The sequence below is a fragment of the Klebsiella pneumoniae complex sp. WS1778 genome (genome assembly GCF_049472055.1).
GTDB lineage: Bacteria > Pseudomonadota > Gammaproteobacteria > Enterobacterales > Enterobacteriaceae > Klebsiella > Klebsiella quasipneumoniae.
The window spans coordinates 2,009,182-2,021,322 of sequence record NZ_JBKGTJ010000001.1 but is presented as its reverse complement, the minus strand read 5'-3'; the positions used below and the strand labels follow the sequence as shown (position 1 = coordinate 2,021,322).

The 12,141-nt window shown below is 56.7% G+C and carries 10 protein-coding genes and 2 rRNA genes; 5 read left to right on the top strand and 7 right to left on the bottom strand.

Annotated features, from left to right (window positions below; translation table 11 throughout):
* The 3 genes from ACLEXF_RS10035 to ACLEXF_RS10025 form a co-directional block, all read left to right on the top strand.
* Positions 1 to 222, top strand: a 23S ribosomal RNA gene (locus ACLEXF_RS10035); the annotation flags it as partial.
* Between the two features lie 196 nt (positions 223 to 418).
* A 5S ribosomal RNA gene (rrf, locus tag ACLEXF_RS10030) occupies positions 419 to 534 on the top strand.
* 382 nt (positions 535 to 916) lie between these two features.
* Positions 917 to 2,215: an MFS transporter gene (locus ACLEXF_RS10025; protein WP_114506381.1), complete on the top strand. Its 1,299-nt coding sequence runs from the start codon at positions 917 to 919 to the stop codon at positions 2,213 to 2,215.
* A gap of 3 nt (positions 2,216 to 2,218) precedes the next feature.
* Here ACLEXF_RS10025 and ACLEXF_RS10020 read toward each other — a convergent pair whose 3' ends face one another.
* The 5 genes from ACLEXF_RS10020 to trxC form a co-directional block, all read right to left on the bottom strand.
* The gene (locus tag ACLEXF_RS10020) at positions 2,219 to 2,542 is read right to left on the bottom strand and encodes a YfiM family lipoprotein (RefSeq protein WP_004201811.1); all 324 of its coding nucleotides are present in this window, start codon (positions 2,540 to 2,542) and stop codon (positions 2,219 to 2,221) included.
* Between the two features lie 41 nt (positions 2,543 to 2,583).
* Positions 2,584 to 3,939: a CDP-diacylglycerol--serine O-phosphatidyltransferase gene (gene pssA, locus ACLEXF_RS10015; protein ID WP_114506380.1), complete on the bottom strand. Its 1,356-nt coding sequence runs from the start codon at positions 3,937 to 3,939 to the stop codon at positions 2,584 to 2,586.
* Between the two features lie 120 nt (positions 3,940 to 4,059).
* Positions 4,060 to 6,711: a bifunctional acetate--CoA ligase family protein/GNAT family N-acetyltransferase gene (locus ACLEXF_RS10010; protein WP_155008918.1), complete on the bottom strand. Its 2,652-nt coding sequence runs from the start codon at positions 6,709 to 6,711 to the stop codon at positions 4,060 to 4,062.
* Between the two features lie 34 nt (positions 6,712 to 6,745).
* Positions 6,746 to 7,444 (bottom strand): tRNA-uridine aminocarboxypropyltransferase, encoded by a 699-nt coding sequence (tapT, locus tag ACLEXF_RS10005; RefSeq protein ID WP_065697586.1) that lies wholly within the window; start codon positions 7,442 to 7,444, stop codon positions 6,746 to 6,748.
* A gap of 69 nt (positions 7,445 to 7,513) precedes the next feature.
* Positions 7,514 to 7,939 carry a thioredoxin TrxC gene (gene trxC, locus ACLEXF_RS10000; protein WP_002914091.1) on the bottom strand — a complete coding sequence of 142 codons (426 nt, stop codon included), beginning with the start codon at positions 7,937 to 7,939 and terminating at the stop codon, positions 7,514 to 7,516.
* A 203-nt stretch (positions 7,940 to 8,142) separates the two neighbouring features.
* Between trxC and ACLEXF_RS09995 the strand changes: the two genes are divergently transcribed.
* Positions 8,143 to 9,213, top strand: a complete 1,071-nt coding sequence (locus ACLEXF_RS09995) for a tRNA/rRNA methyltransferase (protein ID WP_004201815.1) — start codon at positions 8,143 to 8,145, stop codon at positions 9,211 to 9,213.
* 56 nt (positions 9,214 to 9,269) lie between these two features.
* Here the strand turns inward: ACLEXF_RS09995 and ung are convergent, their stop codons facing one another.
* Entirely contained in the window at positions 9,270 to 9,959 is a 690-nt protein-coding gene (ung, locus tag ACLEXF_RS09990; protein WP_057216653.1) for a uracil-DNA glycosylase, read from the bottom strand.
* A gap of 311 nt (positions 9,960 to 10,270) precedes the next feature.
* Here ung and grcA point away from each other — a divergent pair, with 311 nt between their 5' ends.
* A complete protein-coding gene (grcA, locus tag ACLEXF_RS09985; RefSeq protein ID WP_002914084.1) occupies positions 10,271 to 10,654 on the top strand; it encodes an autonomous glycyl radical cofactor GrcA in 384 nt (127 codons plus the stop codon).
* 46 nt (positions 10,655 to 10,700) lie between these two features.
* Here the strand turns inward: grcA and srmB are convergent, their stop codons facing one another.
* Complete coding sequence (gene srmB / locus ACLEXF_RS09980; protein ID WP_004201817.1) at positions 10,701 to 12,032, bottom strand: ATP-dependent RNA helicase SrmB; 1,332 nt, start codon at positions 12,030 to 12,032, stop codon at positions 10,701 to 10,703.
* Positions 12,033 to 12,141: the final 109 nt, after the last annotated feature.

Sequence of the window (12,141 nt, the reverse complement as noted above, 5' to 3'; positions counted from 1 at the left end):
CTGGTGTTCGGGTTGTCATGCCAATGGCACTGCCCGGTAGCTAAATGCGGAAGAGATAAGTGCTGAAAGCATCTAAGCACGAAACTTGCCCCGAGATGAGTTCTCCCTGAGACTATAAGTCTCCTGAAGGAACGTTGAAGACGACGACGTTGATAGGCCGGGTGTGTAAGCGCAGCGATGCGTTGAGCTAACCGGTACTAATGAACCGTGAGGCTTAACCTTACAACGCCGAAGATGTTTTGGCGGATTTGAGAAGATTTTCAGCTTAGATTCAGAGTTGAGTACGCAATAATTTGCGCAGCAGCAAGGCGACCAGCGAAAGAAAGGAAGGAGCATACTGAAGTATGTGACTGACTTTACGAGCGCAGGCAACGCAGCTGATGCGATAAAGAATTGCGTGCTGAGCACAAAGAATTTGCCTGGCGGCACTAGCGCGGTGGTCCCACCTGACCCCATGCCGAACTCAGAAGTGAAACGCCGTAGCGCCGATGGTAGTGTGGGGTCTCCCCATGTGAGAGTAGGGAACTGCCAGGCATCAAATAAAGCAGAAAGCTCAGTCGGAAGGCTGAGCTTTTTTGCGTTTGTGTCATCCGGCGAGGGTGCCGGCATGCCTCCCCGGTAGCCCGGCCAGGGGGGCTCAGCACCGCCTCCGGCGAAAATCCCACCATATCTCCCTCATCATCTTCATTCAAAGCAACATAAAACCCCGTCGTGGCAATCCCTTCGCCATAATCCACTTTTTCCTTGCTCCTGCACTGGCGTTGATCGCGAAAACCGTGCTTACGAAAAAAAATGTGAATGCAATCACATATAAAGATATAACAATTATATAACATTTAGTTTACTAACTAATTTGTCTGCGTGACGTGGTACGCCCGACAAGACAGATTGCAGTCTTTGCTGGAGCAATATAACAATGACAGAGAGTAGCATTACCGAACGGGCCGCGCCGGAGCAGGCTGACACCCGTCGTCGTATTTGGGCAATTGTTGGCGCTTCCTCGGGAAATCTGGTTGAGTGGTTTGATTTTTACGTCTACTCATTCTGCTCGCTCTATTTTGCCCATATCTTCTTTCCATCCGGAAATACCACCACTCAACTTTTACAAACGGCAGGCGTATTCGCCGCCGGATTTCTGATGCGTCCTATCGGTGGCTGGCTGTTTGGTCGGATCGCCGACCGCCGCGGACGTAAAACTTCCATGCTTATTTCGGTCTGCATGATGTGCTTTGGTTCACTGGTAATTGCCTGCCTGCCGGGCTATGCAGTCATCGGCACCTGGGCTCCGGCGTTGCTTCTGTTGGCCCGTCTGTTCCAGGGGCTGTCGGTCGGTGGAGAATATGGCACCAGCGCGACCTATATGAGTGAAGTGGCGATTGAAGGAAAGAAAGGCTTCTATGCCTCTTTCCAGTACGTCACGTTAATTGGCGGACAGCTACTGGCGGTATTAGTGGTCGTGGCGCTCCAGCAGGTGCTGAGCGACGAAGATCTGCATGCCTGGGGATGGCGTATTCCTTTTGCTCTCGGGGCAGTACTGGCCATCGTCGCGCTGTGGCTGCGTCGCCAGCTGGACGAAACCTCGAAGCAGGAGACCCGGGCGCTGAAAGAGGCTGGCTCATTTAAAGGGTTGTGGCGTAATCGCCGGGCCTTCGTGATGGTGTTGGGCTTTACCGCCGCCGGATCGCTGACCTTTTATACTTTTACTACCTATATGCAAAAGTATCTGGTCAACACGGCGGGAATGACGGCCAGCACCGCCAGCGTGATCATGACTGCGGCGCTGTTCGTTTATATGCTGGTTCAACCGCTGTTCGGCGCTTTTTCGGATAAAGTAGGCCGCCGTACCTCCATGCTGTGCTTTGGCGTACTGGCGACATTATTTACCGTGCCTATCCTGAGCGCCTTGCAAAAAGTGAGCTCCCCCTATGCTGCCTTCGGCCTGGTGATCTGCGCCTTGCTGATTGTCAGTTTCTATACCTCGATCAGCGGCATCCTGAAGGCCGAGATGTTCCCGGCGCAGGTTCGTGCGCTTGGGGTAGGGCTTTCCTATGCCGTCGCGAATGCCCTGTTTGGCGGCTCGGCGGAGTATGTCGCGCTGTCGCTTAAATCGGCGGGGATAGAGCACGCTTTTTACTGGTACGTAACGGTGATGGCGGCCATCGCCTTCCTGGTCTCCCGGATGCTGCATCGCAAGGGCAAAGGCCTGCGTCTTTAGCCGCTACTGGTGCGCCAGTTGCCACACAGCGTAGCCGGTGGTCGCGCCGGCTACATCCCAGGCGAAATCCTTCCAGCTCCAGCCGCTCCCTGCCGGGCGGCTGTCCCAAAGCTCTTTTGAGGCGCCGAGGCTGACAGAAAACATCAGGCCGATAGCGGCGCTGCGGTCCCGGCTGTAACCCTGATGTTGCGCATATTCATTGCCCGCGGCAGACAGCATCGCCGAGGCCAGAAAATGCTGGGCTTTGTCCTGACCGGACCATGCATCATTTGCCATGTGGCTGCAGCCCGTTAACATCAGCGAAGCAATCACGATTATCGTACGCATAGTGCTTCCAGAAAAAAGCCCCGTCGAGGCGGGGCTGATTGTCAGAGAATACGGCTGATCAGCCGGTCGATGCGGATCCGCCGCAGTCGGCGGATCAGTTTACGCACTTTCACCGGGTAGTCGGCAATACTTTGCAGATCCCGATAATGTTTCACCACCGTGGTGTGGGTGCGGATGAGCTTCAGCTCTTTCTCCCGCATGGCCCCCAACTGCTGCTTTGGATCGTGGATCAGAATGGCATTTTCCAGATCGAGTCGCCAGGCGCGCGGGTTAAGGTTGTTGCCGGTGAGCAGCATCCACTCATCATCAACCCACATGCCTTTCAGGTGGTAGCTGTTATCGTCATCCTTCCACAGGCGGACGATCAGCTGATCGGTATTCACATAATACTGCAGCCGGCTGAGGAAACGCCGCAGGTTGATTTCATACAGATAAGGAAGCGCGCCGATGATTTTAAACGGCTGATCTTCGGGAATATAGAAATCGTTAGCGGTTTTATCGCCGACAATAATCTCCACCTGTTTACCGTCGCGTAGCAGCTGGATGATATTTCTTACCAGCACGGCAGGAAGGTTGAAGTAGGGGGTGCAGATCGTTAACTTGTGCTCGGCACAGGGCATCAGGTGAAAGATAGTTTTGTTCAGCAGGCTGGATTTCCCCAGGCCTACCAGCGGGGTGACGGAGAGTTCTTCGTCACCGGCGGTGCCGACAAAATGGTAGCTGCGGTCGCGGAGCTCCTGACGGTACTGGCGAATGTCGTTTTTGATTTCCGGACTTTTTGGCCGATCCTGTCTGTCGAGACGATTCACACCGCGTCCCTGAACCAGATTATTGTCGACCCAGTCAAACATGACGTCCGCCATTTTGCCGTTTCGGATGCACTGATATCGATCATAGCGGTACTTATCATGCTGATGCAGATAAACATCGTTCAGGCTGGCGCCGCTGTAGAGGACGCAGTCATCGATAATAAAGCCTTTGAAATGGAGAACGCCGAGCGCCTCCCGGGTGTTAATCGGCACGCCGTAAACGGGGATCTCTACGCCCGGATTTTCAGTGGCCATCCGGCAATACCAGTCGGCGTTGGTGTTGGAGGCGGCGGCGCCGATACGGCCACGTTGAGCGCGGTGCCAGTCCACGAGGACGCGAACATCCAGTTGCGGACGCTGACGCTTGGCGTCATACAGGGCCTGCAAAATTCCTTTTCCGCCATCATCTTGCTCCAGGTAGAGCGCAATAATGCATATACGCTGAGTGGCGTTGGCAATCCGGGTCAGTAACGCTTCCCTGAAATCCGCAGGGGCGTAAAAGAACTCTACATCATCAACTGACTGAGAAAGCTTAGGGAGTTGGGCAAGGTGTTGTTGATGTTTATTACGCTTAAATTTTGACAACATCACAGTGCGTTTCTTCTCTGTTTATTGAAGGGTCTTCTGTACCATGCAGACGACGTAAGCGGGCAATAATACCATTACTACCCGCTAATGTGGTCAACAATTGCGGTCAGCGTCGCGCGATTATCCCTGATTCAGGGGCAGCGACAGACTGACAATCCCATCTTCCAGCTGAATATCAACGGTGAATCCCAGCTTTCTGGCGAGGCCGATCATGCCTCGGTTATTCGGCATCGTAATCCCATTCAGCCGTTGCAGGCCATGGCTTTGCGTATAGGCGATCAGCTTTTCCAGCAGCCTTCGGCCCAGGCCTAACCCTTTCAAATCTGAACGGACCAGCACAGCAAACTCGGCATCAATATTATCAGGGTCTGAGATCGCCCGCGTCACGCCAAGGATCTCGCTCTGTTCCGCGGTGGTCCTGACGGCGACAAACGCCATTTCTCGATCGTAGTCGATCTGGGTCATATTGGCTAAGTCGTCATGGGTAAATTCGTTGATCTCACTAAAATAGCGATAATAGAGATCTTCTTTGGTGACCTGGGCGATAAACGCGAGCAACTGCGGTTCATCTTCCGGCAGGATCGGCCGGAACAGACAGCGATCGCCATTTTTCATCACCACCCACTCCTCCAGCTGGTGCGGATAGGGACGAATAGCGAGACGGCTTTCACTGTCGCCGCTGAAGGGAGCAAGCCCAAGGGTAACATCCAGCGCCGTAAACTCGTTGCCGGAGGCGAGCAGGGGATGAATATCCAGGCGCTGGATCTCCGGGCAGTCGACGATCAGGTTCGAGACCTGAACCAGCAGCTGGCTTAAGCCCGCGATATCCAGCGGTCGCAATGCGCTGCGGCCGCGGATCTTCTTATTTTTGATCGCCTGGATCACCAGATAACGCGCCAGGTTCATATTCAGCGGCGGCAGCGCCACGGCGGCCTGGTCCTCGGCCCGCCACTCCACGCCGCCTTCGCCCAACATAATCAACGGGCCGAAGAGAGGATCGTGCTCAACCACCACTCTCAGCTCCTGGGCGCCGGCGCGATTGGCCATACTCTGCACCAGCAGGCCATGAATGCGCGCCCGGGGCCAGGCCAGCCTGACGCGATCGATCATCGCATCCGCTGCCTGCTGCACTTCTGCCGCGGTACGCAGATACAACATGACCCCCTGTACTTCTGATTTGTGCGGAATATCCGGGGAACGCAGCTTCAACGCAACCGGATAGCCTATCTGCTCAGCAATATGCACCGCTTCCGCGCTGTCAGCAGCGATCCAGGTTGGCAGTGTGTGGATGCCGTAGGCCCGGAGTACCGGGCTGACCTCGTGGGTATCCAGCGTGGTGGCGCCGTCATCGATCGCTTGCTGGAGCAGGGCATGCGCCTCGCTGGTATTGGCGGTTAACGAGTCCGGCAGCACGGGGGTCTCGCGTAGCTGTTTCTGGTTACGGCGGTACTCGACCATATGCATAAAGGCGGTGATGGTCCCCTCCGGCGTACGGTAGGTGGGAAGGCCGGCATCGCTGAACAGCCGTCGCGCCTCCTGGGAGGAGAATTCGCCGCACCAGTTGGTCAGCACGGTGACATATTTGCCACGCGGATGGTGCTTCAGGGCGTCGATCAGCGCCAGGGCGCTCTCGGTGCCCGGCGCGGCGGCGCTGGGAGAGTGGATCACCAGCAGCGCGTCATAGTCCTGGCTGTTAAGCAGAATATTCACCGCCCGCTGATAATGTTCGCTGCTGGCGTCATCACGTAGATCCAGTGGGTTGGCGATCTCGACGCCGCCCGGCAGCGCCTGGCGCAGGGCCTCGCGCGTCTCCTCGCTGAGGGTCGCCAGCTTACCGTTACGCAGCCAAAGCTCATCCAACGCCAACGCCGCCGGCGCCGCGCCGTTGCTGACGATCATCAGTTTTTCACCGCGCAGCGGGCGCATATGGCTCAGGGTTTCTACGGCGGAGAAGAGCTCATGGGTATCCTGGACCCGCAGTAGACCAGCACGCTGGATGGCCGCGTCCCATGCCGGATCCATCCCGGAGTTGACGTGCAACAGCTTCTGCGCCGCGGGACTACGACCGCTTTTAATCACCAGGATCGGCTTGTTTCGCGAGGCGCTGCGCGCGGCGGAAACAAACCGGCGCGCGTCGCTGAGATGCTCAAGGTAGAGCAAAATGGCGCTGGTTTTGCTGTCGCGGGCCAGAAAGTCCAGCAGGTCATCGACATCTATATCCAGACTATCACCCAGCGCGATGAAGTAGGAAAACCCCATCTCGCGCTGTTGCGCCCAATCAAGGATGGTGTTGGAGACGGCAGCCGATTGCGAGATAAAGGCCAGTTTACCGCGATGGATCGGCACCGGCGAAAAGCTGGCGTTCAACCCTTGCCACGGCGCCAGCAGGCCGAGACTGTTGGGGCCGAGCAGGCGCATCTGATGGCGGGTGGCGCACGCCAGCAGCGCCGGATACTGTTCCGGCTGCGAAGAGAGAATGATGCAGGTCTTGCAGCCTTTCTGCCCCAGGGCTTCGAGCAACTCGAGATTACGTCGCGCGTTGGTACAAAGCACCGCCAGATCCGGCGTAAACGGCAGCTTCTCGATGGTGGGCCACGCCAGCACCCCAAGCACCGCCTTCCAGGCGGGGGTCACCGGCAGTACCGGGCCATTGAAGCCGCCGGCTAGCAGGTTGCGCATCATGAGATAGCCAGCGCGCTGCGGCTTCATTGATGCGCCAATAACGGCGATGGATTTTGGTCGCAGCAGCGCTTCCAGGCCTCGTTGGCTCATACCGGTCTCCTTTCATCCCAGTGACCGAATGATTTTAAACGTTTTCCACCTGGCCCGCTGTGATACTGCCCTTATGCTGGGTTTTTCCCGCCAGGTAGCGGGTCCGAAAGCGGGTGAAGTGTTCGCCAAGCGCGGCGGCGGCCGGCGCATCGCCCGCCAGATCCAGCAGGGCGATAGCCACTTCCGCGGTACAATATTGTCCGTCGGCGTGCGCCTCGCGCAGATGGTAGGCTGAGATGCGCGACAGATCGACGGAGATTATCGGCAGCGCGTCCAGATAAGGGCTCTTACGGAACATTTTACGCGCTTCGGTCCAGGTGCCGTCGAGCATGATAAACAGCGGCGGTTTGCCAGACGGCGGCGCGCTCAGGACCTGGCGCTCCGGCCCGGCGTAGGAGGCGGGGAACACCACCATCGGCTGGTAATCGGGATGGGCGACCAGGTCAAGCAGCCCCTGCGGCGGCTCGGTTCTCGACCATTGATAAGCCTCGGTATTCGGCAGAATATCGGCGATGAGCCGACCGGTGTTGCTGGGCTTCATCGGTTCCGTATCAAACATCACCAGGCAAAAGCGGCTGGTGGACTGCGCCGGCGTTAACGTGGCGCACAGACACTGCTTGAGCGGCAGCAGACAGCGCTGGCAGCGGCGGATGCGATTGCCGCGCGCAAGGAAAGGGCGGGTGGCTCGCGCGAGACGTTCGGCGCGCAGGCGAAGGACAGCGTTATCAGTCATGGGAGTCGCTAATGAAAAGCGCTATTGTCGCAGAGGCTAAAACGGGGCACAAGCGGTGCCCCGGAAGGATTACTGCTGTCCGGCTTCGTTCAGCCAGCTATCAAATGGCGCTTTTGGCACCGCGCCATTGAGCATGTCGATCACTTCGCCATTTTTGAACATCATAATGGTCGGGATGCTGCGGATACGAAACCGTGCGCTAAGCTCACGTTCCGCTTCGGTGTTAACTTTCACAAAGCGCATCTTCCCGCTACGCTCTTCCGCAACGTCTTCAAAGATCGGCGCGAAGCTACGGCAGGGACCGCACCATGGCGCCCAGAAATCAACAACGACCGGCAGATCGTCCTTTAAGAGTTTATCCAGCGTTGCCCCGGTCGCGTTGATGACGTCGCCGTCAAAAAGATCGTGACCGCAGCGTCCGCACTTTGCGCCATCCGCGCTACGATCGTCCGGGAGGCGGTTCAGAGCCTGACAACTGGCACAAACGGTATTCATAACTAACCTCTGGTTATGGGTTGCAACGTGGCACGTGGCCGATATGTTTCTGTGATGTTACATATTATCGATTAAGTGTTATTTAAGGACAATGCGTTTTGTTCGATGAGTGCAATAGAGGCCGGCTTTTAAACGAAATCATGGCGAAGCGATGACACATCGGGTAATCTGCGCGCTTCGCGCAGCGCAGGTGGAGAAAATTGATGAGCGACGAACTGAAAAATAAAAGCGGCAAGGTCAAAGTGATGTATGTCCGCAGTGATGATGATTCTGACAAACGCACCCATAACCCACGTACCGGGAAAGGGGGAGGTCGTCCAGGAAAATCTCGTGTTGACGGCCGCAGCCGCCCTGCGCGTGACGAACGAAACAGCCGCGGTGACGATCGTAAACGCGATGACCGCAAGCGCGATGATTTTCATCGTGACGATGCGTCCCCGTGGCGTACCGTTTCCCGCGCCCCTGGCGATGAGACCCCGGTAAAAGAAGATCACGGCGGGATCAGCGGGAAGAGTTTTATCGATCCGGAAGTGCTGCGTCGCCAGCGCGCGGAAGAGACCCGCGTGTATGGTGAAAACGCCTGTCAGGCCCTGTTCCAGAGCCGCCCGGAAGCTATTGTCCGCGCCTGGTTTATCCAGAGCGTGACGCCGCGTTTTAAAGAGGCGCTGCGCTGGATGGCGGCTAACCGTAAAGCCTATCATGTGGTTGATGAAGCCGAGCTGGCGAAAGCCTCCGGGACCGATCACCACGGCGGCGTCTGCTTCCTGATCAAAAAACGGCACGGCACCTCTGTTGCCCAGTGGGTCGCGAAGGCCGCAGAAGAAGATTGCGTTCTGGCGCTGGAAGACGTGGGTAACCCGCACAACCTCGGGGCGATCATGCGCAGCTGCGCGCACTTCGGCGTGAAGGGCGTTGTGGTTCAGGATGCCGGCGTGCTGGAGTCCGGCGCGGCGATCCGTACGGCGGAAGGCGGTGCGGAACATGTTGAGCCGATCACCGGCGACAGCTTCATCGATACTCTTGATCAATTCCGTCAGGCGGGCTACGCGATTGTCTCGACCTCCAGCCATAATGGTACCCCGCTGTTTAAAGCCGAGCTGCCGAAGAAAATGGTGCTGGTGTTAGGCCAGGAGCGCGATGGCCTGTCGGATGCAGCGATCTCCAGCGCGGACCTCAGCGTCGCCATCGATGGTACCGGCAATGTCGAAAGCCTGAACGTCTCTGTGGCGACCGGCGTTCTGCTGGCGGAGTGGTGGCGTCAGAACAAGGCGTAATACCTGTCCCTGAATAAAAAAAGCCAGCTGATGCTGGCTTTTTTTATGGCTGTTGATCACTCGCTTTCGGCGGGAAGGACCGGCATCCAGTCAATCGGCGCTTCGCCGCGCTCGGTCAGCCACTGATTGGTCTGCACGAAATGGTTGCTGCCAAAGAAGCCGCGATGTGCAGAGAGCGGTGACGGGTGCGGCGCCTTCAGTACGCAGTGGCGCTGGCGATCGATAATCGCGCCTTTCTTCTGTGCATGGGAGCCCCACAGTAGAAAGACCACTCCCTCGCAATGCTCATTGATTAACGCGATTACCTTATCGGTAAACGTTTCCCAGCCGAGACTGGCGTGCGAGTGCGCCTGCCCGGCGCGGACGGTCAGGACCGTATTCAGCAGGAGCACTCCCTGGCGCGCCCAGCTTTCCAGGTAACCATGGGTAGGGCGGGTAAAGCCAGGGATAGTGGCCTCGAGCTCTTTGTACATATTTAGCAGCGAGGGCGGGATGGCGACGCCCGGGCGAACCGAGAACGCCAGACCGTGGGCTTGCCCCGGGCCGTGATAGGGGTCCTGGCCGAGAATGACGACTTTGACATCGCCCAGTTCGGTAAAGCGAAACGCATTGAAGACGTCTTTTTGCGGTGGATAGATGGTGATCCCGGACTGGCGCTCTTCGGCGACGGTCTTCAGAGTATTGAGAAAATAGGGTTGTTGCTTTTCATCCGCCAGCACGTCATGCCAGGTTAAAGGGGGGGTCATCTTGCTCTCCTGCAAAGGGTCATTGCTATAGCTTAACGGCTTCTTTCTACAGAACAAAATCGGCACGGCTCAACGCGGGCCTTCATGCAAAAAAAATTGAAAATTTACAAAATTATTTATAGCAGCGCATGGCGTAACTTGATGTAAAACAACAAAATCCTTGCATACCCACTTAGAGTGAGTGGTTTTTATTGATTTACATCAAAGAATGCCGAAGGGGCGGCTGATATATATACACTCATACAACAATGGTTTTACCAATTGGCCGCGAAGAGGCCAAAATCGAATAAACACTGCCTGGGAGGCATCAAATGATTACTGGTATCCAAATTACTAAAGCAGCAAACGACGACCTGCTGAACTCTTTCTGGCTGCTGGATAGTGAAAAAGGCGAAGCGCGCTGCCTGTGCGCCAAAGGTGGTTTTGCGGAAGATGACGTGGTGGCGGTCAGCAAACTGGGTGAAATCGAATACCGTGAAATCCCGGTAGACGTGAAACCAGAAGTTCGCGTGGAAGGCGGTCAGCACCTGAACGTTAACGTGCTGCGTCGTGAAACCCTGCTGGACGCGGTTGAACATCCGGAAAAATATCCGCAGCTGACCATTCGTGTTTCTGGCTACGCGGTGCGCTTCAACTCCCTGACGCCGGAACAGCAGCGCGACGTTATCGCTCGTACCTTTACCGAAAGCCTGTAAGGCTAACGCCAGATGTGAAAACGCCGGGATAACCCGGCGTTTTTTTTTACTCTTCGTTGGGCGCTGATGGCGTCCCGGCTGCGCTTGGTTTCCGGCGCTTACCGATATTTTTCGTATCGCGGTGGCGCTTTTTCACCCGCGGCTTTTCTTTTTCTTTCTCTTTTTTCTCGGCGCGTTTCGCCAGCACTTTCTTCGATGGTTTACCGGTCAGCTTCTCGCTTGGCGCGCGGGTTTTTGGTCGCAATTCATCAATCACCCGAGCTTTCAGCGGTTCTTCAACGTAGCGGCCGATCTTGCCCAGCAACAGGTGGTCGTGCGCTTCAACCAGCGAAATCGCGGTGCCTTTCTTACCTGCACGCCCGGTACGACCGATACGGTGCAGATAGATGTCGGCGGTGCGCGGCATATCGAAGTTAAAGACGTGGCTGACGTCCGGAATATCGATACCGCGGGCGGCGACGTCGGTAGCGATCAGCACGTTTACGCGGCCATCGGTCAGACGCTTGATGGCTTCGTTACGCTTGGCCTGCACCATCTCGCCTTCCAGCCAGCAGGTGTTAATCCCGGCTTCACGCAGCCAGTTGGCCAGCTCATGCACGCGCTCGCGCTTGCGCACAAAGACGATAGCGCGGGTAGCTTCCGGCTGTTGCAGCAGATTCACCAGCAGTTTGGTTTTATGTTCGATATCGTCAGCGCGGTAGTACCATTGATGGATTTTCTTGCGCTCGCGAGTCGAAGGGTTAGCGGAAACTTCAACCGGCTCCTCCAGAAGACGTTCGGCGAAGTCTTTGATCGCATCGCCTTCGAGCGTCGCGGAGAACAGCATGGTCTGCTTGCGCCAGCGGGTTTCACCGGCGATGGTTTCGATATCCTGCGCAAAGCCCATGTCCAGCATGCGGTCGGCTTCATCGAGGATTAGGGTCTCGACGGCGCGGCAGTCGAAGTTCTCTTCTTTTATATACTGCAGCAGGCGACCAGTGGTGGCGACCACGATGTCCTGGTTTTCGCTGAACACTTCCGCGTGGTTCATGTAGGCTACGCCGCCGGTAATGGTGGCGATATCCAGATGGGTATGCTTTGCCAGCTCGCGGGCGTGGTCAGCCACCTGCATCGCCAGCTCGCGGGTCGGCGTCAGGATAAGAATACGCGGCGGGCCGGATTTCTTACGCGGGAAATCGAGCAGGTGCTGCAACGCTGGCAGCAGATACGCCGCCGTTTTACCAGTGCCGGTCGGCGCTGAACCGAGGATGTCACGGCCATCGAGCGCAGGCGGAATAGCGGCGGCCTGAATGGCTGTCGGGCGAGTGAAACCTTTATCCTGGAGGGCCTCCAGCAGGTTTTCGTCGAGTTCAAGTTCGGAAAAAGTCGTTACAGTCATGTTCTACCTCTGAGTGGGCCGCCGATTATAGACGTTACTGACGTAATGTTCATCTGTTTGTAAGGCTATCTGTTCTCCGGTATTGTGCATAGCCTTACGTTCAGGAGTT